General features: G+C 70.6%; 24 protein-coding genes. 11 read left to right on the top strand and 13 right to left on the bottom strand.

Annotation, left to right across the window (positions count from 1 at the left end; genetic code table 11):
* Positions 1-118 precede the first annotated feature (118 nt).
* Positions 119-883 carry a DUF3558 family protein gene (locus ACWGIF_RS15400; RefSeq protein WP_453496690.1) on the bottom strand — a complete coding sequence of 255 codons (765 nt, stop codon included), beginning with the start codon at positions 881-883 and terminating at the stop codon, positions 119-121.
* Positions 884-998: 115 nt separating this feature from the next.
* Positions 999-1,874: a DUF3558 domain-containing protein gene (locus ACWGIF_RS15395; RefSeq protein WP_453496688.1), complete on the bottom strand. Its 876-nt coding sequence runs from the start codon at positions 1,872-1,874 to the stop codon at positions 999-1,001.
* 192 nt (positions 1,875-2,066) lie between these two features.
* Between ACWGIF_RS15395 and ACWGIF_RS15390 the strand changes: the two genes are divergently transcribed.
* Entirely contained in the window at positions 2,067-3,260 is a 1,194-nt protein-coding gene (locus ACWGIF_RS15390; protein ID WP_453496685.1) for an RtcB family protein, read from the top strand.
* A gap of 73 nt (positions 3,261-3,333) precedes the next feature.
* Here ACWGIF_RS15390 and ACWGIF_RS15385 read toward each other — a convergent pair whose 3' ends face one another.
* The 4 genes from ACWGIF_RS15385 to ACWGIF_RS15370 form a co-directional block, all read right to left on the bottom strand.
* Positions 3,334-4,152, bottom strand: a complete 819-nt coding sequence (locus tag ACWGIF_RS15385) for a hypothetical protein (protein WP_453496682.1) — start codon at positions 4,150-4,152, stop codon at positions 3,334-3,336.
* Between the two features lie 164 nt (positions 4,153-4,316).
* Entirely contained in the window at positions 4,317-4,901 is a 585-nt protein-coding gene (locus tag ACWGIF_RS15380) for a Uma2 family endonuclease (RefSeq protein ID WP_453496679.1), read from the bottom strand.
* A gap of 246 nt (positions 4,902-5,147) precedes the next feature.
* The gene (locus tag ACWGIF_RS15375; RefSeq protein ID WP_453496676.1) at positions 5,148-5,912 is read right to left on the bottom strand and encodes an SDR family NAD(P)-dependent oxidoreductase; all 765 of its coding nucleotides are present in this window, start codon (positions 5,910-5,912) and stop codon (positions 5,148-5,150) included.
* A 62-nt stretch (positions 5,913-5,974) separates the two neighbouring features.
* Complete coding sequence (locus ACWGIF_RS15370) at positions 5,975-6,310, bottom strand: YnfA family protein (protein WP_453496673.1); 336 nt, start codon at positions 6,308-6,310, stop codon at positions 5,975-5,977.
* Positions 6,311-6,442: 132 nt separating this feature from the next.
* On the opposite strand from ACWGIF_RS15370, the gene ACWGIF_RS15365 reads away from it, so the two are divergent.
* A complete protein-coding gene (locus ACWGIF_RS15365) occupies positions 6,443-6,940 on the top strand; it encodes a hypothetical protein (protein ID WP_453496671.1) in 498 nt (165 codons plus the stop codon).
* Positions 6,941-7,062: 122 nt separating this feature from the next.
* On the opposite strand, the gene ACWGIF_RS15360 is transcribed toward ACWGIF_RS15365, so the two are convergent.
* Positions 7,063-7,791, bottom strand: coding sequence for a Mut7-C RNAse domain-containing protein (locus tag ACWGIF_RS15360; protein ID WP_453496668.1), 729 nt, complete (start codon positions 7,789-7,791; stop codon positions 7,063-7,065).
* Between the two features lie 42 nt (positions 7,792-7,833).
* The gene (locus ACWGIF_RS15355) at positions 7,834-8,250 is read right to left on the bottom strand and encodes a winged helix-turn-helix transcriptional regulator (protein ID WP_453496665.1); all 417 of its coding nucleotides are present in this window, start codon (positions 8,248-8,250) and stop codon (positions 7,834-7,836) included.
* 191 nt (positions 8,251-8,441) lie between these two features.
* Here ACWGIF_RS15355 and ACWGIF_RS15350 point away from each other — a divergent pair, with 191 nt between their 5' ends.
* Positions 8,442-9,338 (top strand): NADP-dependent oxidoreductase, encoded by an 897-nt coding sequence (locus ACWGIF_RS15350; RefSeq protein ID WP_453496792.1) that lies wholly within the window; start codon positions 8,442-8,444, stop codon positions 9,336-9,338.
* On the opposite strand, the gene ACWGIF_RS15345 is transcribed toward ACWGIF_RS15350, so the two are convergent.
* From ACWGIF_RS15345 to ACWGIF_RS15330, 4 genes are all read right to left on the bottom strand, one after another.
* Positions 9,322-9,936, bottom strand: coding sequence for a GNAT family N-acetyltransferase (locus ACWGIF_RS15345; protein WP_453496662.1), 615 nt, complete (start codon positions 9,934-9,936; stop codon positions 9,322-9,324). The genes ACWGIF_RS15350 and ACWGIF_RS15345 overlap by 17 nt on opposite strands.
* A 522-nt stretch (positions 9,937-10,458) precedes the next feature.
* Positions 10,459-12,123 carry an ice-binding family protein gene (locus ACWGIF_RS15340; RefSeq protein WP_453496659.1) on the bottom strand — a complete coding sequence of 555 codons (1,665 nt, stop codon included), beginning with the start codon at positions 12,121-12,123 and terminating at the stop codon, positions 10,459-10,461.
* A gap of 304 nt (positions 12,124-12,427) precedes the next feature.
* Positions 12,428-12,658, bottom strand: coding sequence for a hypothetical protein (locus ACWGIF_RS15335; RefSeq protein WP_453496656.1), 231 nt, complete (start codon positions 12,656-12,658; stop codon positions 12,428-12,430).
* A 282-nt stretch (positions 12,659-12,940) separates the two neighbouring features.
* Positions 12,941-13,549: a hypothetical protein gene (locus ACWGIF_RS15330; protein WP_453496653.1), complete on the bottom strand. Its 609-nt coding sequence runs from the start codon at positions 13,547-13,549 to the stop codon at positions 12,941-12,943.
* 133 nt (positions 13,550-13,682) lie between these two features.
* On the opposite strand from ACWGIF_RS15330, the gene hemL reads away from it, so the two are divergent.
* From hemL to ACWGIF_RS15290, 8 genes are all read left to right on the top strand, one after another.
* A complete protein-coding gene (gene hemL / locus ACWGIF_RS15325; protein WP_453496650.1) occupies positions 13,683-15,005 on the top strand; it encodes a glutamate-1-semialdehyde 2,1-aminomutase in 1,323 nt (440 codons plus the stop codon).
* Entirely contained in the window at positions 15,002-15,718 is a 717-nt protein-coding gene (locus tag ACWGIF_RS15320; RefSeq protein ID WP_453496647.1) for a histidine phosphatase family protein, read from the top strand. Before hemL ends, ACWGIF_RS15320 begins: the two co-directional genes overlap by 4 nt.
* Positions 15,719-15,935: 217 nt before the next feature.
* Positions 15,936-17,162 (top strand): hypothetical protein, encoded by a 1,227-nt coding sequence (locus tag ACWGIF_RS15315; protein ID WP_453496644.1) that lies wholly within the window; start codon positions 15,936-15,938, stop codon positions 17,160-17,162.
* Between the two features lie 218 nt (positions 17,163-17,380).
* Complete coding sequence (locus ACWGIF_RS15310) at positions 17,381-18,022, top strand: TlpA family protein disulfide reductase (RefSeq protein WP_453496641.1); 642 nt, start codon at positions 17,381-17,383, stop codon at positions 18,020-18,022.
* 4 nt (positions 18,023-18,026) lie between these two features.
* Entirely contained in the window at positions 18,027-18,800 is a 774-nt protein-coding gene (locus ACWGIF_RS15305) for a cytochrome c biogenesis CcdA family protein (RefSeq protein WP_453496638.1), read from the top strand.
* Positions 18,801-18,813: 13 nt separating this feature from the next.
* The gene (gene resB / locus ACWGIF_RS15300) at positions 18,814-20,559 is read left to right on the top strand and encodes a cytochrome c biogenesis protein ResB (RefSeq protein ID WP_453496635.1); all 1,746 of its coding nucleotides are present in this window, start codon (positions 18,814-18,816) and stop codon (positions 20,557-20,559) included.
* Entirely contained in the window at positions 20,556-21,641 is a 1,086-nt protein-coding gene (gene ccsB / locus ACWGIF_RS15295) for a c-type cytochrome biogenesis protein CcsB (protein ID WP_453496632.1), read from the top strand. Before resB ends, ccsB begins: the two co-directional genes overlap by 4 nt.
* Positions 21,642-21,666: 25 nt before the next feature.
* The gene (locus ACWGIF_RS15290) at positions 21,667-22,170 is read left to right on the top strand and encodes an SRPBCC domain-containing protein (RefSeq protein ID WP_453496629.1); all 504 of its coding nucleotides are present in this window, start codon (positions 21,667-21,669) and stop codon (positions 22,168-22,170) included.
* Positions 22,171-22,279: 109 nt separating this feature from the next.
* On the opposite strand, the gene ACWGIF_RS15285 is transcribed toward ACWGIF_RS15290, so the two are convergent.
* Positions 22,280-22,582: a PLD nuclease N-terminal domain-containing protein gene (locus ACWGIF_RS15285; protein WP_453496627.1), complete on the bottom strand. Its 303-nt coding sequence runs from the start codon at positions 22,580-22,582 to the stop codon at positions 22,280-22,282.
* Positions 22,583-22,652 lie beyond the last annotated feature (70 nt).

Genomic DNA, 22,652 nt, shown 5'->3' with positions numbered 1-22,652 from the left:
GAGCGCCGGGTACCGGGCGCTGCGCGCCGAGCGCTTATCGAGCCTTTACGGACCTGCGGCAGGCACAGCGTACGGGTGACTGGATATCAGCACCCCAGGAGGCCCCGCCCCACGACCTCTACTGCTGAGGCTGCGGCGACTGCGGCTGCTCCGCGGGCTGCTTGTTCGCCGTGTCGACCGAGGCCACGGCCTCCTTCGCCGCCGTGATCGCGTCCTGCAGCAGCTTCGCCCGGTCCGGCGCCCCGGCACCCTCGTACGCGGCACCGTTGTAGTCGAGCGTGATCACCACGTTCTGCGTGCGCGCCACGATCGTCGTGTTGGAGAAGTCGACCTCCTTCTTCACGGTGTAGACGACCGACGTCCCCTGGTCGCCGATCCCCGCCGCCGCCTCCGCCTTCGGATCCTGCGCACCCTCGGAGGTCTTCGCCGCCTCGACCTGCTTGTTGTACTGCTCCTCGGCACGCGCGTTGGCGGAGCCGAGCGAGGCGTGCGAGTCGTAGCGGAAGAAGGACAGCGAGAGCCAGCGGTACTGCGAGCCCTTCAGACCGTCCTCGTCCAGACCGTTCCAGGAGCAGCTGGCACGGCTGGTCAGGTCGTTCGACTTGGTCGCCGTGCCGTTCTTGTCCTTCGCCTCCGGAACGAGCGCTTCTATCGTCGCCGTCTGGACCGCCTTGCACGGGTCCGGAAGCGCGGCGAAGGCCGCCTTCTCCAGCGCCGGGGAGGATTTCGCGTTGGGCTTCGCGGACGAGGAGGAATCGGACTTCTTGCCGCCGTTCGAGCCCGAGTCCTTGCCCGAGTCGGAGGAACACCCGGCGACGGTGAGGACCACCGGGACGGCTGCGCAGGCGAGAACGCGGGTGAGGCGCGAGGCTGATCGGTGCATGGTTCCTTCAGTACGTTTGGGGGGTGTGCTTCGGACGCGGGATCCGGGCAACGGTAGCCCGACCGGGTACCCGCATGCTGTGCGCGCCGTCACCCCCGGACGCGGCGCGCACCGCTCACTCGTTGAAACGCTCGACCAGAGCCTGCGCCAACTGCCGTGTCCTGTCCTGGGTTTCGGCACTCGGCGGGACCGCTCCGGGCAGGGACGGCTGCACGCTGTACTCGACCGTGACGATGACATTCGAGGTGCGGAACACGATCCGCACGGTGCGCGCCTGCGCCGCAGTGGCCCCGGCCGGGCTGAGCTTGTCCTCCAGGTAGGACTCGCTGCCGAGGCCCTCCAGGACGCGGGATCCCAGCTCGACCGGGGCGGACGGGCCCACGCTGCCGGACGGCGCTCCCGGCGACGGCGCTCCCGGCGACGGAGCACCGGGCGACGGAGCACCCGCGGAAGGCGTGGGGGCGGCGGGCGGAGGAGCCGCGGACGTGGGACTCGCCGGAGCGGGACTCGCGGTCGGGCCGGGGAAGGGCAGGTGCGCGTCGGTGAGCCGGCGGACGTAGACCTGCCTGGCCTTGTCGTCGTCGCTGGTGGCGGCCCGGTCGTAGGAGACCACACGCTCGAAGCGGACCGAAAGCAGCCGCGTCTCCTCCGGCGTCTGCGCCGTCCAGCGGCAGCCGACGTGCCGGTCGTTGTCGTAGGAGGCGTCCGCGACGCCGGCGTACATCTGGTCGCGCTGCTCGGTCGTGAGGGTGTCCGCGGCCGGGAGCATGACCTTCAGCTTCTTGCTGTCGACGCCGGCCTTGCAGGGCGCGGGCAGACTGCGGTACTTCCCCGGTTGGGCGGGCGCGGCGGAGCTGCCCCCGGCCTTCGAGTCGCTGGTGCTTCCACCGCTGCTCCCGCCGGTGCACCCGGTCAGGCCGGCCGCGCCGGCCGCGAGCGCGGTGAGCATCGCGATGCCTGGCAGGACTCGCCCTACCGCCTTGCGCTGCACGTCCACTGGCTCCCTTCGACCGGCGGGCCCCCCGACGGTCAGGAAAATGCGTTGCCGCGACTTGGGCACGGCTGGACACAATGTCTATCGCACACGCTGGTGCTGGCGCCGGTCCCCTGTCGTATTTGGGATCAAGAGCGAGGCTTTTTGCGCATTATGATTTTTCTGCTGGTTTCGGGGGATTGATTCCATATGTCGTATGTAGAGGTACCCGGGGCGAAGGTTCCGATCCGGATGTGGACCGACCCGGCGTCGGTCGAGGACGGCGCGATGCAGCAGCTTCGCAACGTCGCCACCCTTCCGTGGATCAAGGGCCTGGCCGTCATGCCGGACGTCCACTACGGCAAGGGCGCCACCGTCGGCTCGGTGATCGCCATGAAGGACGCGGTCTGCCCGGCGGCGGTGGGCGTGGACATCGGCTGCGGCATGTCGGCGGTGAAGACCTCCCTGACGGCGAACGACCTGCCGGGGGACCTGTCCAAGCTCCGCTCGAAGATCGAGCAGGCGATTCCGGTGGGGGCGGGGATGCATCGCGAGGCGGTGGATCCGGCGAAGCTGTACGGGTTCGCGGAGGCGGGCTTCGGGGACCTGTGGGAGCGCTTCGACTACGTCACGGATGCGGTGAAGTTCCGGCGGGACCGGGCAATGCGGCAAATGGGAAGCCTTGGCCAGGGAAATCACTTTTGTGAAGTGTGTATAGATGTGTCCGGTTCGGTGTGGCTCATGCTGCATTCGGGGTCCCGGAACATCGGTAACGAGCTGGCTGCCTTCCACATCGGCGTGGCCCGTGGGCTCTCGCACAACCAAGGCCTCGTGGACCGGGACCTGGCGGTCTTCCTTGCGGCCACTCCGGAGATGGAGGCGTACCGCAACGACCTTTTCTGGGCGCAGGAGTACGCGAAGTACAACCGTGCCGTGATGATGAGCCTGTTCAAGGAGGTGTTCCGGAAGGAGTTCCGGAAGGCGAAGGTCTCCTTCGACCGGGAGATCAGCTGCCACCACAACTACGTGGCGGAGGAGCGGTACGACGGCATGGACCTGCTGGTCACCCGCAAGGGCGCGATCCGCGCCGGCAGCGGTGACTACGGGATCATCCCAGGTTCCATGGGCACGGGTTCGTACATCGTGAAGGGCCTCGGCAACGAGAAGTCCTTCAACTCGGCCTCGCACGGCGCGGGCCGGAAGATGAGCCGTACGGCGGCGAAGAAGAGGTTCTCGGCGCGCGACCTGGCGGAGCAGACCAGGGGCGTCGAGTGCCGCAAGGACGCCGGCGTCGTGGACGAGATCCCGGGCGCGTACAAGTCGATCGAGCAGGTCATCGATCAGCAGACCGACCTCGTGCAGGTCGTGGCCAAGCTCAAGCAGGTCATCTGTATCAAGGGCTGAGGCCCGGGTGCAGTTGTCGGGGGAGCGGAGGGGCCCGGACCGTGATCGGTCCGGGCCCCTCCGTGTCGTGTCCTCAGACCTTGCCGGTCCGCAGGCGCCAGAGACGCATGGAGCAACTCTGCTCGGTCCGGTCGAGGGCGATTCCGGCTGCGGCGGGGTCGTTCAACGCCAGAAGAGTCTCGTCGTCCTTCGGTGTCCAGCGGCGGCGGGGCGGAGCGATGCGCATATCGGTGGGCCGGACCCAACTGCGGATTACGGCAGCCTTGGCCTTTTTGCGGTCGAGGCCCAGGCAGCCGTCGTAGTACAGGTGCGCGGCCAGTTCCATCGCCGGTTCCTTGGTGTAGAGGATGTTGTAGACGCCGTCCCGGGCGTTGCGCTTGATGGTGCGCTCTGCCCCTGTGACCTTCTTGGCGAAGTGGCACAGGTAAGCACCCACTGCCGTGCTGGCTGTGGTGAGTGAGACGAACGGAAGGCCCTGGCCCGTGTAACCGACGGATCCGTCGGCGTCGATGACCCCTCGAAGGTAGTCGCGGCGCGCGAATTCGACGCGGGGCGGCTTGATCGTCATCGACTTGCGTCCGTAGGGGATTCCCAGTTCGTTGAGCGTGCTCCGGGCTTCGAAGGAGCAGAGGCTCCACGTCACGGAGTTGTGAGACTCGGTGAAGTTGGTCGCCCGGGTGCGCTCGGTGATGGAGCTGTAGTACGGGGTGAGGGCCTGGAAGTCGCGCAGGATGTGGATGTCCCGCTCGTTGATTTCGACGCTCAGCTTCCCCTTTTGCCCTGCTCCCTGTGCGAGGTGACCGTCGGCTTGGATGAAGCCGAACATGTAGGCATAGCGGGGATCTTGGAGGTCCATGAAGTGTGCGGGGGCGCTAGGGTCCTGGTCAGCCATAAGGAAGTCCTTCTTCCCTGTTGGTGAGGCCCTCGGCTGGGACTGCCATCCCGTCGGGGGCCGTTTGTTGAGGCTGAACCTAGGTGGGGGCGCGGCGTGCGGTGGGTCGATCGAGTGTCGTTCACTCGAACGTATGGCGGAATGTCACATGGCCGCGAAAGGACTTAGTCCTCGTCGCCGTCGAGGAGACGGTCCACGGGCAGTTCGAGTGTGATGCCGGTGGACTCGGGGAGGGGGATGGACATGCCGCGCTTGAAGGGCTTGCGGGAGCGGTAGGCGCCGGCGCGGGGGTCGGTGAAGAGGACGGCTTCGTCATGGCGGCGGTCGGCCACGAGGTAGACGGGGACGCCGGCCTGGGCGTAGCAGTCGACTTTGGTGCCCAGGTCGTCGGACCAGTTGGAGGAGGTGACCTCCAGGACCATGCGGAAGGCGTGCGGGGCGAAGCAGTTCTTCTCGACGTGTGCGTCGCGGTAGTCGGCCTCGACGAGGGAGAGGTCGGGTACCGCGAAGTCGCCCGGCCCGGAGGGCAGCCACAGACCGATGCCCTGCAGGTATTTGAGACCTGCTTGACGTGCTCCAGCTGCGGACAGCTCCTCGATGAGCCAGGTCAAGGACTCCGCGTGAGCCCCGTCGGCAGGTGGTGTCACGGTGAGCCTCCCCTGGAGAATCTCCACTCGGTGCCCGGGAAGCTCCCTGGAGAGTCGATCGGCGGCCTCCGCGATCGTGGTCTCGTGCTGTGTCACGGCCATAGCTTCCTCCTGTTCGTGACTCACGCTTTCGGAGCGTAGCCGCGCCTGCCGGCATTCCGCGTGGATTCACCCGTACGGGCCTGCGAGACGTATGCGAGGACAACTTCCGCTTGAAGAAGCAGGGTTATGCCTCGAACGGACTGGACGCTGATCGCGGCACGGGGAGATCTCGCGTGCCGCTTGCCGCGCTCGTGTCGTCGTCGCCCGGGCGGCCCTCGTGCCGCACCTGCGGAGTGCACGGGCCCTCTAGAGCTCGCGGTGGACCTTCGTGTTCGAGGCCTGGGCGCGGGGGCGGACCACCAGGAGGTCGATGTTGACGTGGCTGGGGCGGGTGACCGCCCAGGTGACGGTGTCGGCCACGTCGTCGGCGGACAGCGGCTCCGCGACGCCCGCGTACACCTTCTCCGCCTTCTCCGCGTCCCCGCGGAACCGGGTCTTCGCGAACTCCTCGGTCTTGACCATGCCCGGGGCGATCTCGATGACGCGCACGGGCTGGCCGACGATCTCCAGGCGGAGGGTCTCGGCGAGGACGCGGGCCCCGTTCTTGGCGGCGACGTAGCCGGCGCCGCCCTCGTACGTGGAGTGGCCGGCGGTGGAGGAGAGGACCACGACCGTGCCGTCGCCGGAAGCGGTGAGGGCGGGGAGCAGGGCCTGGGTGACGTTGAGCGTGCCGATCACGTTGACCTCGTACATCGTGCGCCAGTCGGCGGGGTCGCCGGTGGCGACGGGCTCGGCTCCGATGGCGCCGCCCGCGTTGTTGACGAGTACGTCGCAGCGGTCGAGGGAGGCCGCGAGGGCGTCGACGGCGGCGCGGTCGGTGACGTCGAGGGCGTGGGCGGCGGCGGAGTGGCCGGCCTCGGCGAGCTCGGCGGCGAGGGCCTCGATGCGGTCTTTGCGGCGGGCGGTGAGGACGACGTGGTAGCCGGCTGCGGCGAGCTGCCGGGCGGTGGCCGCGCCGATGCCGCTGCTCGCGCCGGTGACTACGGCGGTTCGGGGGGCGGCCGTGCTCATGTGCGGGCTCCTCGGTCGTTCGGTCGTTCGTACGGGCGATTAACCGCCAGCATAGGCGCGGCTCAGCGGCCGCGCGGGGCGTACATGATCACGGCCATGCCGGTCAGGCAGACGAGCGCGCCGACGACGTCCCAGCGGTCGGGGCGGTAGCCGTCGGCGACGACGCCCCAGGCGAGGGAACCGGCGACGAAGACTCCGCCGTACGCGGCGAGGACGCGGGCGAAGTCGCCCTGGGGCTGGAGGGTGGCGACGAAGCCGTAGAGGCCGAGGGCGATGACCCCGGCGCCGATCCAGGCCCAGCCCTTGTGCTCGCGGACGCCCTGCCAGACGAGCCAGGCGCCGCCGATCTCCAGGAGGGCGGCGAGGGAGAAGAGGGCGGCGGAGCGGGCGATCAGCATGGCTCAAAGGTACGCAGCGCAGAGGTGCAGATGGGGGTGGGCGCGCCCTCGTTCGTGTGATGGTCCGACCGGTCCGGGCTGCCGGTGGCTAGCCTCCGCGCGAGGACGCGAGGACGCGAGGAGGTGGTGGCGGTGCGCCGTGGTGCCGTACGGAGTGTGGTGGTGGCGGGGTTGCTGGCGCTCGGCACGGGTACGCCCGCGGGGGCGTCGGCGTGGGCGTCGGCGGCCGGGTCGGCGGGTGCCGGGCCGGAGGCCGATGTGGCGTACCACGGACAGGTGTACCTGTCCGGGGAGCAGTTGCGGATCCGGCTGGTCCCGGAGAACGACGGCCCGGCCGCGCTGCCGAACGCGACGGTGCGGGTGCGGCTGTCGGCCGATCTCGCGGACCGGCAGGAGCTGGCGGGGGGCTGTGCGCGGGCGGGTCTGCACGAGGTGGTGTGCGAGACGGGGCCGCTGCCGCTGCGCGGGCGGGGCCGGCACATCGGGCTGGCGCTGGGGCTGCGGGAGCAGGCGTCGGAGGTGGTGGTGCAGGTGGACACGTGGTGGAACGGCGGCGCGACGGACCGGAACCACATGAACAACGAGCACGTGGTCCTGGCCCTGAACACGGGGGACGCCTACGCCTTCTAGCCGCTCGTGTCCGGCCTGCGTGGTCCGGCTGCCTGGTCCGGCCTGCCTGGTCTGAGCGCCGGGGCCGGGCCGGTCGGGGGAGGCCGGCCGTGCGGCGGCGGTCCGGCCCCGACCCGGCGATGTCAGGCCGTGCCGAATTCGACGAGCGCCTCGTCGACGATCCGTTCCAGGCGGGCGTGGTGGGCGCCGCGCCAGTAGACGCGCTCGCACTCGGCGCATTGCGCGAACACGTCGTAGGTGCGGTGCGTGCCGTGTTCCAGGCGGTCGCCGACGCTGTCCTTGTCGGCTTCGTGGAGCGGGCCGTTGCAGGCGGTGCAGCGGGTCCAGGGTGCGAGGGTCGGGGCGAAACGGCTGAGGACGTCCCGCAGTTGCTCGTCGGGGTTGTCGCTGTAGACGTACGCACCGGCGAACAGTTCGCGGCGGCGCAGCAGGCCGCGGTCGCGGGAGAGCAGGACGCGCTGTTCTGCGGCGGAGCGGGTGGCGAGGGCGGGGTCGCCGATGTCCTCGTTCTCGTAGGCGGCGTCGACGCCGAGCAGGCGCAGGCGGCGGGCGAGCGTACCGAGGTGGACGTCGAGGAGGAAGCGAAGCGGGGCGCCGGGCACCTGTTGGGGCCGGTCGACGCCGAACACCTCGACGTTCTCGCCGTCTTGGGGGACGTAGGAGACGGGCACCTCGTGGCCGTCGACGAGGAGGCGGCCGACCTCGGTGAGCGGGACGCCGGCCGACTCGACGACATGGCCGAGGCTGGAGGCGCCGTCGGTCGGGGTCGGTACGCGTTCGGCGCGCCGGCTGGGCGAGGCGAAGAGGCGCAGTTCGGGCGCGAGGGTGAGCTGAATGCCGGGTCCGTTCACCCTGTCAGCATGCCATTGCCCAGGTGGTCGCCGCGGCCGATTTTACGAGGTCGCGGCGGCCTGGTCGAAGGTGTCGCGATGGGCGCTGACCTCGTCGAAGTGGTTCTCGGCCCACAGCTTCACGGAGGACAGGAGGCCGCCGAGGCTGCTGCCGAGATCGGTGAGCCGGTAGTCGACGCGGACGGGAACGGTGGGGGTGACGGTGCGGGTGACGAGGCCGTCGCGTTCCAGTGAGCGCAGGGTCTGCGTGAGCATCTTCTGGCTGACGCCGGGGATCTTGCGGCCGAGGTCGCTGTAGCGCATGGATCGGTCCTCGGCCTGGCCGAGGGCGCTGACGATGAGGCCGACCCATTTGTCGCTGATCCGGGCCAGGAGCTGGCCGGTGGGGCACTCCCTGAGGAAGGCGTCGTAGGCGAGGCGGGCTTCTTCGCGGCGGGCCGCGGCGGTGCTGGTGGCCATGGGTGCCCCACTTCCGGGTCGGGTACGCACCCGCAAGTACGTACTTACGAAAAGAGAGTACCTCTCCCTAGGTTAGTGCTCATCGCGAATGAGCGAGAGCCAATGAGCCAACGAGCCAACGAGCCAACGAGCCGATGAGCCGATGGACGAATGGGAGAAGTGAGATGAGCGAGCAGACAACGACGACGACGATGCTGGCGGCCGTGGTGACGGACTTCGGCGGCCCTGAGCGCGTCGAGCTGGCCGAGGTCCCGGTACCCCGCCCGGCGGCGGGCCAGGTCCGTGTCCGGGTCCGGGCCGCGGGGGTCAATCCGGTCGACGGCGCGGTCCGCGGCGGCGTCTTCGGCGGCGCCGGGCAGCGGCTCGGCCTCGGCTGGGACGTGGCCGGGGAGATCGACGAGGTCGGCGCGGACGTGACCGGCTGGAGCCGCGGTGACCGGGTCGTGGGGCTGCACTACGGGATGGTGAAGCCGCTGGGCACGCACGCCGAGTACGTGGTGCTCGACGCCACCGCCGTGGCGGCCGCACCGGCCACCGTGGACGCCGTCACCGCGGCGGGGCTCCCGCTCGGCGGGCTGACCGCCGGGCGTGCGGTGGACCTGCTGGGGCTCGCCCCCGGCTCTTCGGTGCTGGTCACCGGCGCCGCGGGCGTGGTCGGCGGGCTCGCGGTCCAGCTCGCGGCTCGGGCCGGCCTGGTGGTGACGGGCTTGGCGGGTGCGCAGGACGAGACCTTCGTACGCTCGCTGGGCGCGACCGGCTTCGTCCCGCGCGGCTCGGCTCCGGCCGGGCCGGTGGACGGGGTCCTGGACGCGGCCGTCCTGGGGGAGGCCGCGCTGCCCTTCGTACGTGACGGCGGGGTCTACGTCGGCCTGATCCCTCAGCACGCCCCGGCCGCGGAGCGCGGCATCCGGGTCGAGGAGCAGGAGGTCGCGGCGGACGGGGCGCACCTGGCCCGTCTGGTGTCCCTGGTCGACGCGGGCGCGCTCACCCTCCGGGTGTCGCGGACCTTCCCCCTGGGCGAGGCCGCGAAGGCGCACGCGCACCTCGGGACGCCGGGGGTCCGCGGCCGCATCATCCTGACGGCGTGATCCCACCCTGCGGCCCCACCGGATCCCCTGGTCCGCGGGGGCCCACCGGCTCGGCCCGGTCCACCGGCCAGACCGGCTCGGCCCGGTTCACCTGGTGGCGCCAGTCGAAGCTCGGGTGGGGCACTCCGGGCGGGTACTCGAAGACGACCTCCCCCAGGCACTCGAACCCGGCGCGCCGGCACACCGCGTTGGACGCCGGGTGGTCGGTGCCAGGGAAGGCGTGAACGCTGTCACGGGAGCCGTGGGTGCGGACGTAGACCAGGAGTTCCGTCAGCGCGGCCACGGCCAGCCCCCGGCCCTGGAACTCGGGCAGGACGCCCCAGCCGGCCTCGTAGACCGACAGGCCCTGCCACTCCCGCTCCCAGAAGCCGACGGATCCGACGCTCTCGTCCCGCCCGGCGGCCTCCCGCACGACCCGGAACATCCGTCCCGCGGCCGGCTCCCGCGCGCTCATGGCCTCGTACCGCCGCTGCCGGTCGGCGAGCTTCGCGGCGGGTTCGGGGCCACCGAGGTGCGCGGTCATGGCGGGCTCGTTCTTCCGCTCCAGCAGCCAGAAGTCGTCGGCGCTCCAGGGCTCCAGGCGTACGCGTGTCTCCATCGGGCCACGCTATGCCAGTGCGGCGGGCGTCGACGTGGGGTGTATCCCAGGGTTGTCCTGCGGCCAGACCGGGCTGGCCGCAGGATCCGGCCTGATCCGGCAGGACACCCACTGGCCTGATGCCGGCCGGCCGGGGGAGGGGCTTCGGTGGCCCGGCCGTACCGTCAGGGCAACACGTCACGGTCTTCCCGTCCGGCGGCGGCGTTCGGGCAGCTACAGGACCAGGACCAGGACCAGGCCCAGGCCCAGGCCCAGGCCCCGGCGCTGAGCCGGTCCTGACCGGGAATGTCGTCGGAGAAGCCATGGAGGCGTACGCAGGCGCGGAGTTCCGGCGAGACGCCCGCAGACGATCGTCGCGAGCACGGCTGAGCCCCTGGACGGAGTGTCCAGGGGCTCAGCCGCCGAACGGCGGACCCGACGTCCCTCTGTGTCTGATCGAGCTTCAGCCCCTGCCGCCGATGAGTACGGAGCTGTCGGTGACCGGACGGGACGGGAGACGGTCACGCCTGCGATCGGCTGGTCCTATCGGGTCGTGGTACCTCGCCGGGTCCACTTCATGGCGAAGATGGCCGAGCCTCCGATGAATGCCAGCGCGGCTGCAGTGGCGGTCATGATGCCGGCCTCGCTGCCGGACTCGCTGCTTGAGCCGGTCGAGGCGAGGTTCGGCGACGCCCCCTTCGGCTGCTGGCCGGTGGTGGCGCTCACGGGCGCGAAGTTGATGCTCTTGGCGGTGTGGCCGGGAAGGAACTGGCCCAGAGGATCGTCGAGGCCGCCCGGCAGGAAGTCGGCCCACGGGGGCTTGCCCTGGCCGGGGCCCTCGGGACCGTGGCCGGGGCCCTCGGGACCGTGGCCGGGGCCGTCGGGACCGTGGCCGGGCTTGCCGTGGTCGTCGTCGCGACCGTGGTCGCCCTCGTCGCCGTGACCGTGGTCGTGGTCGTGATCGCCCGAGTCACCCTTTTCACCCTTGTCGCCGCGAGGCCCCTTGGGCCCGGCGGGTCCTGCGGGTCCAGCGGGTCCGGCGGGTCCGGCGGGTCCGGCAGGGCCGGCGGGTCCTACGGGTCCGGCAGGGCCGGCGGGGCCGACGGGTCCGGCGGAACCCACGGGGCCGGGGGCACCGGTCGGTCCGGGGGCACCGGTCGGGCCGGGGGCGCCGGGGCTGCCGTCGGGACCAGGGGCGCCGGGGCTGCCGACGGGGCCGGGGGCTCCCGTCGGACCAGGGGCACCCGTCGGGCCGGGGGCGCCGGGGCTACCGTCGGGGCCGGGGGCACCCGTCGGGCCGGGGGCGCCGGTCGGGCCGGGGCTGCCGTCGGGGCCGGGGGCTCCCGTCGGACCAGGGGCACCCGTCGGGCCGGGCGCGCCGGTCGGTCCGGGGGCGCCGGTCGGGCCGGGCGAGCCGGTCGGGCCGGGAGGCCCGCTCGGCCCGGGCGGGCCAACGGCGCAGGCCGCCCTCGTGATGGTGTTGGTGTCCAGCGTAACCGCGCCATTGCGCGCCAGGGCGCGGCCCTCGAGCACGGCGCCGGTGTTCAGCGTGATGGATGTCAGGGCCAGGATGTTGCCCTTGAACTGGGTGTTCGTGTCGAGCGTGGCGGAGCTGCCCACCTGCCAGAACACGTTGCAGGCATTTGCTCCGTTGATCAGGGCTACGACGCTGTTCGGAGCCGTGATCAGGGTCGAGGGGATCTGGAAGATGAAGACGGCCTCGGGGTTGTTCTGGCCGTCAAGAGTGACCGTTCCGGTGAGGTTCAGTGTCGACGAGGCCGTGTAGACGCCGGGCGCCAGCGTTTGTCCGCCGATATCGGGCGGAGTGGCGGTGCCGGGTCCCCGGCTTGCCGCGTCGTTGTAGGCGATCACGAGGTCGGACTTCGCCTGAGCGGCGGCGGCGTCGGTGATGTGCTGCGTTCCGTTGACGATGCCGGGCGGGAAGCCGGTCACCGATGTGCCCGGGTGGAGCCCCAGATCGCCGTTGATGACGGTGGGGCCCGTGTTGGTGACCGTCGAACCGGCCAGGACCGCGTAATTGGTGGCGGTCCCCAGGTTCACGGGGGCTTCCAGGGCGTGAGCGAGGTTCGGGACCAGGGCCGCCGCCGCCAGGAGCGCTGCGGGGAACAGGGCGAGCGCTCGCCGTTTGAACAGATTGCGTCTAGGCCGTCTGTCGGGTGGAGCCGACTGGATGACATCCAATGCCATAGCAGGACCTTTCTTGTTGCTTCGGGTCTCAGTCCTCCCGAAGGAGATCCCGAGCGCCCGCGACGATGGCGGCGCAGGGGCCGAGCCCCCTGCCTGCGCCCCCGCGCAGGCACCCCCTGTGAGGGGGCCGAGAGCGGCTCCCGCCCGAGGTAGTGATACGCGGTCATGCGGGAGGAGTCACGCATATTTCGCAGTAATGAGCTGTAAATAAGAAAAAACGGTCTATGTGAGTGACGTGACAGAGCCCGGCCGGGGTGCCTGTGGACCGGCCGGGCTCTGGGGGTGTGGGCGAGTGGTGCTCGGGTCAGAGGTTCTCGTCGTGCAGGTCCTCTTCACGCAGCAGGTCGTCCTCGCGGCGGCGCGAGGTCTGCTTCTGGCCCCGCTTCTGCTCCTGCTCGCGGGACGGCTTGCCCGGCTGCGGGTGCGCGGGGTCTCCGGAGCGCTGGTGCCCCTGGGGTTCGCGGCCCTTGCCCTGCTCCTGACGCCCCTGCTCCTGACGCCCCTGCTCCTGATGCTTGTCCTGCGTACCGTCCATGGCGGCTCTCCTTGTGCTGCGTGGGGTGCGGATTCCGTGCGGATTCCTCGGACCACGCTGACACGCGCGGTGACACTCTGCATCACGTCGACTACGCAGTGAGGGGGGGCGGATGGCGCCCGCCCGCAAGCCGCCCCCGCAGCCGTCTGCACACCTGAGGCGTGAGTCCCCGCGGGCGGGGAGGTGCGAGACGGCCCCGGACGCCGTGCCCGGGGCCGTCGTCGCCTGCGAAGGGGAAACCCCGCGGAAGGCCGCCCACGGGTGGCGGAAGATCAGGTCAGGTCAGGGCCAGACCAGGCAGTACGGCTGGTGGCCCGCCTCGTGGAGGCGGTGGCTGAAATCCTGCCATTCGTGGAGCAGCTGGTAGACGTTGAAGGCGTCGCTCGGGCCGCCGCGGTCCGGGACCGTGGACCAGATGAAGGCGGCCGCGCCCACCGACTCCTCGCCGATTCCGCGCAGCGGGTCGACCACCGTCATCGGGAGCTTGACGACCGCGTAGTCGGGGTGGAGGACGACCAGCTCCAGCGGGGGCACTTTGTGCAGGGGTATGCCCTCGATGCCGGTCAGGACCATCGCGGCGACCGTCTCCGGCTTGATCTTGGTGAAGAGGCCGCCCATGCCGAGTTCGTCGCCGCCGAGCTCCTCCGGCCGCATCGTGACCGGGACCCGGGCCGCCGTGGCGCCGTCCGGGGCGCCGAAGTACTTGTACGTCACTCCCATACCGCGACCCTTGGGGAGGTCGTCCGACGGCGACGCGGGCTCCGGGACGGCGTCCGCCGCCTCGGTGCCGCGGCGGCGGTGCTTGCCCCGCCGGCGGGCCTCGCGGGCTTCGCGGGCGCGCTGCGGATCGAGGCCGTCCGTACCCTCGCCCGGTCCACCACCGCGTTGCATATCTCCACCCGACTGGTCTTGCTCGCCCCGGCTCCGCGGCCCCCGCCACGCAGCCTGATCATCATGGCAGTGACCTCCCCCGCGGCGACGCGGTGAAACGCCCGCCCGCAAGTCTGTCGCGGCCTCTGAGACCATGGCTGGTGTGAGCTACCCGTACCCGTATGAAGCCCCAGTTTCGCAGACGCTCTTCGAGCGCGCCTCCCTCGTGACCCCCGGCGGCGTGAACTCTCCTGTGCGCGCCTTCCGCGCCGTGGGCGGTACGCCCCGGTTCATGGTGTCCGGCACCGGTCCGTACCTCACCGATGCCGACGGTCGCGAGTACGTCGACCTCGTGTGCTCGTGGGGACCGATGATCCTCGGCCATTCCCACCCCGAGGTGATCGAGGCGGTCCAGGCGGCCGTCGCCCGCGGCACCTCCTTCGGCACGCCCGGCGAGGGAGAGGTGGCGCTGGCCGAGGAGATCGTCGAGCGCATCGCACCGGTCGAGCAGGTGAGGCTCGTCTCGTCGGGGACGGAGGCCACCATGTCGGCGATCCGGCTGGCGCGAGGCTTCACCGGCCGCGCCAAGGTCGTGAAGTTCGCCGGGTGCTACCACGGTCACGTGGACGCGCTGCTGGCCGCCGCCGGTTCCGGGCTCGCGACCTTCGCGCTGCCGGACACCCCCGGTGTGACGGGCGCGCAGGCCGGCGACACGATCGTCCTCCCCTACAACGACCTCGAAGCGGTCCGGGCGGCCTTCGCCGCGCACCCGGGCGAGATCGCCTGTGTGATCACCGAGGCCGCCCCCGGCAACATGGGTGTGGTGACCCCCGCCGAGGGCTTCAACCAGGGGCTTGCGGACCTCTGCCGCGAGAACGGCGCGCTCTACATCTCCGACGAGGTCATGACGGGCTTTCGGACCTCCCGCGCCGGCTGGTACGGGGTCGACGGCGTCAGGCCCGACCTGATGACCTTCGGCAAGGTCATGGGCGGCGGCTTCCCCGCCGCCGCGTTCGGCGGCCGCGCCGACGTCATGGGCCACCTCGCGCCCGCCGGCCCGGTCTACCAGGCCGGCACGCTCTCCGGTAACCCGATCGCCACCGCCGCCGGCCTCGCGCAGCTGCGGCTGCTCGACGCGGCCGCGTACGAGAAGGTCGACGCGGTCTCGAAGGAGATCCAGGGCCTGGTCACCGGCGCGCTCGCCAAGGAGGGCGTGGCGCACCGGGTGCAGACCGCGTCCAACATGTTCTCCGTCTTCTTCACCGAGGACGAGGTGCGCAACTACGACGACGCCAAGAAGCAGGAGAGCTTCCGCTTCAACGGCTTCTTCCACTCGATGCTGGCGCAGGGCGTCTACCTGCCGCCGTCCGCCTTCGAGTCCTGGTTCGTGTCCACCGCCCACGACGAGAAGGCGATCGAGCGCATCGCGGCGGCGCTGCCCGCCGCCGCCCGAGCAGCCGCGGAGGCCACCGCATGAGCAACGAAGGCCGCGACGCCCGCGATGCCCGCGACGTGACGCCCGACATCACCGTCGTGCACCTGGTGCGCCACGGCGAGGTGCACAACCCGGACGGGGTCCTGTACGGGCGCCGCGAGGGTTACCACCTCTCCGAGCTGGGCCGGCAGATGGCGGACCGCGTCGCCGAGCACCTCAAGAGCCGGGACATCGCCTACGTGGTGTCCTCCCCGCTGGAGCGGGCGCAGGAGACGGCGGAGCCGATCGCCAAGGCCCACGGCCTGGACCTGGCGACCGACGGGCGGCTGCTGGAGGCGGAGAACGTCTTCGAGGGCAAGACCTTCGGCGTCGGTGACGGCGCGCTGCGCAAGCCCGGCAACTGGAAGCACCTGACGAACCCGTTCAAGCCCTCCTGGGGCGAGCCGTACGTCGAGCAGGTGGTCCGGATGATGAGCGCGGTGGAGGCCGCGCGCGATGCGGCCCGCGGTCATGAGGCGGTGGCGGTCAGTCACCAGCTGCCGATCTGGATCGTGCGCAGCTTCGCGGAGAAGCGCCGGCTGTGGCACGACCCGCGCCGCCGCCAGTGCACACTCGCCTCGCTGACGTCCTTCACGTTCCAGGGCGACAAGCTGATGTCGGTGGGCTACAGCGAGCCGGCCCGGGACCTTGTCCCGGCGCATCTCCTGGCGGGAGCGAAGCCGGTGAAGGGTGGGTCCAAGGCGTTCGGCGCCTGACCGCCTGACCGCCTGACCGCCTGACCGCCTGACCGCCTGACGGCTCGTCGCCTCGTCGTGGTCCTTGATCGGCGCTCTGTTACGAACCGTTACAGCTTTACCTAAATAAATACAAGTTGCGCCGGGAATCACCGTTCCAGTGCTGCAAGTCGCTCCAAATTGTCCGTTCACAGGGGATTTGGCAGGTCTTGCAAGTGACGAGGGGGGGGACGGTGGCATGCGCGACTTCAGTCGAAGGGGAGTGCTCGGGCTCGGACTTGGGGCTGCCGCCGCGGTGGGGATCGCGGGCTGCGGATCACCCGGCAAGGCCGAGCCCGGCGCCCCCGGGTCGATCAGGAACCCCAAGCCCGGCGGGAAGCCGGCGCCCCGGCCCATCGGTGACGGCTCCACCGCCGACACCGGCCCGCAGCCGAACCAGCCGGCCCCGCCCGTGCCGCTCCAGCCGGGTGAGACCCCGCCGCAGTTCGTCGTCTTCAGCTGGGACGGCGCGGGAGAGATCGGCAACGGCCTCTTCCCGCGCTTCCTCAAGCTGGCCAGGGATCACGGCGCCGCCATGACCTTCTTCCTCTCCGGCCTCTATCTGCTGCCCGAGTCGAAGAAGGCCCTCTACCGGCCGCCGAACAACCCCGTGGGGGCCTCGGACATCGGCTACCTCAAGGACGAGAACGTCCGCTCCACCCTCACGCACGTCCGCGAGGCCTGGCTCGACGGGCACGAGATAGGCACGCACTTCAACGGCCACTTCTGCGGGGGCTCCGGCTCCGTGGGCAAGTGGACCCCGGCCGACTGGCAGAGCGAGATGGACCAGGCCGTGTCGTTCGTCACCAACTGGCGCACGAACACCGGCTTCACCGACCTCGACCCGCTGCCCTTCGACTGCCGCAAAGAGCTGATCGGCGCCCGTACCCCCTGTCTCCTCGGCCGGGACAACCTCCTGCCGACCGCCCAGAGGCTCGGCTGGCGCTACGACTCCAGCTCGCCCGGAGGCCTCCAGGTCTGGCCCGTGCGCAGGTCGGGCCTCTGGGACCTGCCGCTCCAGTCCCTGCCCTTCCCGGGACACTCCTTCGAGGTGCTGTCGATGGACTACAACATCCTCGCCAACCAGTCGAAGAACACCACGCACGGCGTGCCCGCCAACTATCCGGCTTGGCGCACCCAGGCCACGGCCACGTACCTCGGAGGCTTCCGGCGGGCCTACGAGACCAATCGCGCGCCGCTGTTCATCGGCAACCACTTCGAGCAGTGGAACGGCGGCATCTACATGGACGCCGTCGAGGAGGCACTCAAGGGCATGGCGGACAAAAGGGATGTACGGCTCGTATCGTTCCGGCAGTTCACCGAGTGGCTGGAAGTGCAGGACCCCAAGGTGCTCGCCAGGCTTCGCGGTCTGGCCCCCGGCCAGGCGCCGGCCGGCGGCTGGAGCGCGTACCTGGCCGCGGCCTGACCGCCGGCGCTCGACTCCCGGCCGGGCCGGCTGCCGTCCATGGCTGTCGTCCGGCGGTCGTCGATGGCGGTCGTCCATGGCGGTCCATGGCGGTCCTCCGGCGGTCCTCCGGCCGCCGCGCCGCCGCCGGCCACATCCCGGCCATCGCCTGACCAGGGCATTGACATCCCCGCGGGGGGCGCGGTAGATCCACGAATTGCTCATGCGAAACTTTTCACATGAGCCTTAGCCGCGCCCGTGTCCGTCGATGTAGCCGCCGTTCGACCAGCGGCCGCGTCCTCCTGCTGACCGCGGCGACCGTCGCGGGCGTCATGACGCTGACGTCCTGCGGCGGATCGGACGGCGGCGGCAAGTCCAGCAGCTCCGGCGGCAACTACGTCACGGGGCCGAGCGGCATCTCCAAGGTGGCCAGGGGCGAGCGGGACGAGGCCCCGAAGCTGGACGGCGAGACCGTCGACGGCAAGACCCTCGACACCACCACCCTCAAGGGCAAGGTCGTCGTCCTCAACGTCTGGGGCTCCTGGTGCCCGCCCTGTCGCGCCGAGGCCCCCAGCTTCGCGAAGGTCTCCAAGGAACTGGCCGACGCCGGCAAGGACGTCGCCTTCGTCGGCATCAACACCCGCGACACCAGCACGCAGAACGCGAAGGCCTTCGAAGAGACGTACGGGATCACCTACCCGAGCCTGTACGACCCCGCCGGGAAGCTGATGCTCCGTTTCCCCAAGGGCACGCTCAACCCGAACGCGATCCCCTCCACGATCATCATCGACAAGGAGGGCAGGATCGCCGCCCGCACCCTGGCCCCGGTGGGCGAGGAGCACTTGCGTTCGATGATCGACCCGATCCTCGCGGAGCAGTGACCTCGTGGTCGAGTACGTACTCGCCGCCGAGGTGACCGGCGTGAACACCACCGTCCTGAGCGGGGCCCTGCTGCTGGCGCTGCCCATCTCGGTCCTCGCCGGACTGGTCTCCTTCTTCTCGCCCTGCGTGCTCCCGCTGGTCCCCGGCTACCTCTCCTACGTGACCGGCGTCAGCGGCGCCGACCTCGCCGAGGCCCGGCGCGGACGGATGCTGGCGGGCGCGCTCCTGTTCATCGCCGGCTTCACCGCGGTCTTCGTCTCCACCGGAGCGCTCTTCGGCTACTTCGGCGAGACCCTCCGGGAGAACAACGAGATCATCTCGCGGGTCCTGGGCGGCCTGGTGATCGTTCTCGGCCTCTTCTTCATGGGAGCCATCCCGGGTCTGACGATGCGGGAGTTCCGCTTCCACAAGAAGCCGACGGCGGGCCTGGTCGGCGCCCCGCTGCTCGGCGTGCTCTTCGGCGTCGGCTGGACCCCCTGCATGGGCCCGACCCTCGCCGCCGTCACCACGCTCTCCCTCGACCAGGCGAGCGCCGGCCGGGGCGCGCTGCTGACCGTCGCCTACTGCATCGGGCTCGGCCTGCCGTTCATCCTCACCGCGATCGCCTTCCGCAAGGCGCTCGGCGCATTCGGCTGGGTGAAGAAGCACTATGCATGGGTGATGCGCATCGGCGGAGGCATGCTGATCCTGACCGGCCTGCTGCTCGTCACAGGAATGTGGGCCAGCATCGTGAGCGACATGCAGAGCTGGACCCAAAGCTTCACGGTGGGGATCTGAGGACTACACGGACATGAGTACGACTGACAAGGCACCCACCGAGGCGTCCGGCGACCCCTCCGACGAGGCGGCGCGCGCGCCCGCCGCCACGGACCCCTCCGAGGCCGCGGCCGGTGCCCAGCTCTCCACCGCCCCGCTGGAGGACAGCCCCACCGGGCCGGCCGCCGGCATCGGCGTGATCGGCTGGGTCCGCTGGTTCTGGCGGCAGCTCACCTCCATGCGGGTGGCGCTGATCCTGCTCTTCCTGCTGTCCTTGGGCGCCATCCCCGGCTCCCTCATCCCGCAGACCAACGTCGACCCGATGAAGGTCGCCCTCTGGAAGAGGGACAACCCCTCCTGGGTGACGGTCGCCGAGAAGCTCCAGCTCTTCGACGTCTACAGCTCGGTCTGGTTCTCCGCGATCTACCTGCTGCTGTTCATCTCGCTGATCGGCTGCATCGTGCCGCGCTCCTGGCAGTTCGCCGGCCAGCTCCGCGGCCGCCCGCCGGGCGCCCCCAGGCGGCTGGACCGGCTTCCGGCCCACACCACCTGGCGCACCGGGAAGACCCCGGACGAGGTCCTCTCGTACGCGAAGACGCTGCTCGGCGGGAAGCGTTTTCGCACCGAGCGCGGCGAGGGCCACGTCGCGGCGGAGAAGGGCTACCTCCGCGAGGCCGGGAACCTGATCTTCCACGTCGCGCTGATCGTGATGCTGGTGGCGTTCGCCTGGGGCCAGTACTTCAAGTCCGAGGGCGGCAAGCTGGTCCTGCGCGGCAGTGGCTTCTCGAACACGCTCACCCAGTACGACGACTTCAAGTCGGGCACGCTCTTCAACCCGGACGACCTGTCGCCGTTCAGCTTCACGCTGGACAGGTTCGACGCGACGTACGAGATGAGCGGACCGCAGCAGGGCACCCCGCGCGACTTCAAGGCGCACGTCACCTTCTCCGCCGGCGCCGACGGCAAGCCGCAGAAGCGCGAGATCCAGGTCAACGAGCCCCTCGAAGTCGACGGCTCCAAGGTCTACCTGCTCGGCCACGGCTACGCGCCGATCATCTCGGTGACCGACCCCACCGGCAAGGTCGTCTTCAAGGACGCCGTGCCGGTGCTCCCGCAGGACGCCAACCTCACCTCCACCGGAGCCATCAAGGTCACCGACGGCTACAAGGACAAGGACGGCAAGCAGGAGCAGCTCGGCTTCAACGCGGTCTTCGTGCCGACCTTCGCCGGCGACGGCCACGGCACGATGTTCTCGCAGTTCCCGGCCCTGCTCCAGCCGCGGCTCATGCTCAACGCCTGGCACGGCAGCCTCGGCGTGGACTCGGGCCTGCCGCAGAACGTGTACCAGCTCGACACCACGAAGATGCAGTCGTTCAAGGACGAGTCGGGCGAGCTGTTCAAGCAGAAGCTGGCGCTCGGCGAGACGATGACCCTGCCGAACGGTGCGGGCTCCGTGAAGTTCGAGGGCATCGAGCGGTGGGCCACCTTCTCCGTCACCCAGCAGCCGGGCAGCGGCCTCGCCCTCGCGGGCGCGGTCGCCGCCATCGCGGGCCTGGCCGGATCGCTGTTCATCCAGCGCCGCCGGATCTGGGTCCGCGCGGTGACCGGCAAGGACGGCGTGACCGTCGTCGAGATGGCGGGCCTGGGCCGCAGCGAGTCCACCAGGCTTCCGCAGGAGCTGGCGGACCTCGCCGCCTCGCTGCACCGGCAGGCGCCGTCCGCGCCCGCTGCAATGGCCGAACCACGTGTTGAAGAAACCCCTGAAGGAGAGCGCGGATGACGCCGCTCGCAGCCGCAGCCAACGAGAATCTGGCTGAGATCAGCAATTACCTGATCTATTCGTCGATGGCGGTCTACACGCTCGCCTTCTTCGCGCACATCGCCGAGTGGACCTTCGGCAGCCGCAGCAAGGTGGCCCGTACGGCCGCCGCGCTGACCGCCGCCGAGGAGGACCGGGCCGCCCCCGCCGTGCAGGTCCGCGGCAAGGGCGCCGGCACCGCCGTCCTCGACAAGCCGAAGGTCGTCACCCGCTCGGCCGCCGGGACCCGCGACGTGCCGGACGGTCCCGGCGCCGCCGGCGGCACCGTGCAAGGTGACCTGTACGGGCGGATCGCGATCTCGCTGACCGCGCTGGCCTTCCTCGTCGAGGCGGCCGGAGTCGTCGCGCGCGCGATGTCGGTGGAGCGGGCCCCCTGGGGCAACATGTACGAGTTCTCGATCACCTTCTCCACGGTGGCCGTCGGCGCGTACCTGGTCCTGCTCGCCCTGAAGAAGAACGTCCGCTGGATGGGCCTGATCCTGGTCACCACCGTCCTGCTGGACCTCGGCATCGCGGTCACCTGGCTCTACACCGAGAGCGACCAGCTGGTCCCGGCCCTGCACTCGTACTGGCTGTGGATCCACGTCTCGACCGCGATCTTCTGCGGAGCCGTCTTCTACCTCGGCGCGGCCGGCGTGGTCCTCTACCTCTTCCGCGACGCCTACGAGGGCAAGCTCGCCGGCGGCGGGAAGCCGGGGAGGTTCGCCACGTCCGTCCTGGAACGGATGCCCTCGGCGGCGTCGCTCGACAAGTTCTCGTACCGCATCAACGCGGCCGTCTTCCCGCTGTGGACCTTCACGATCATCGCGGGCGCGATCTGGGCGGGCGACGCCTGGGGCCGCTACTGGAACTGGGACCCCAAGGAGGTCTGGTCCTTCGTGACCTGGGTGGCGTACGCCTGCTACCTGCACGCCCGCGCCACCGCCGGCTGGAAGGGCCGCAAGGCGGCCTACCTGGCGCTCTTCGCCTTCGCCTGCTGGATCTGGAACTACTACGGCGTGAACATCCTGCTGAGCGGCAAGCACTCGTACGCGGGCGTCTGACCGCCGGGAGTGGGACGCTGGTGGCATGTCCCTCGTGAGCCATGCCACCAGCGAGCGCCGCGGCGAGGACCACTGGCTGCTCCGCTTCGAGCTGCACCTGCCCTACGCCTACGAGGCGTTGTGGCCCGCCCTGACCACGGAGGACGGACTGCGCGGCTGGCTGGCCGCGGCGGACGTCCTGGAGCGCAGGCTCGGCGGGGCGGTGACCCTGCGCTGGCTGAACACCGGGACCGTGGCGACCGGGCGGGTCACCGCCTGGGACGTGGAGCGGGTCGCGGAGTACACGCTCGGCGAGCACGGGCGGATGCGCTTCCACCTGGAGGCGGTCGGAACCGATTCGACGGTGATCCGCTTCGTGAACGAGCGAGGTGGGCCGGAGGACGTCCGCCTCGACTGCCTGGCCGGCTGGCACGAGCACTTCGAACTGCTGGAATCGGCACTGGCCGGGCGGCCGGCGGACTGGTCCGCCTGGACGAACGCGCGCCGGGCCCGGCTGCGCGAGACGTACGCGGCCTTGACCCGGGCGTAGGCGCGGCGCTTCCCCTGGGCCGTCTCTTCCGGATCTTGCCTGACCCGCGACGCCCGATGCACCGCACCAGACGCCGCGGGGTCAACCGGCAAGATCCGAAAATGACGGCCTAGTCCTTGTCCTCGTCCTTCTTCTCCTGCTCGTCGCGCAGGGACTTCAGGAATTCCGGGTTGTCGTCGGGTGCGACCCACTGCGCCCGGCCCCGAGGGCGCCGCCCGCCGCCGCCGACGGCCGACCGCTTCTTGCCCGCGAACAGCCACACCACCGGGCCCACGATGGAGAAGATCAGGATGATGAGCACCCAGACCGCCTTGGGAAGGTGCTTGACCTCCTCCTCCGGGGTGTTCAGGCAGTCGATGAAGGCGTAGATGGTCAGCGCGAGGATCAGCAGGAACGGCAGATAGCGCAGCACGGTGTGGGACCGACTCCCGGGCAGTGGCGGCGGGGCCGCACAGGGCCCCGGTGACGCTTCCAGGGTAGTA

It is taken from the genome of Streptomyces sp. NPDC054849, assembly GCF_053610945.1.
This window is presented reverse-complemented; position numbering and strand designations above follow the sequence as displayed.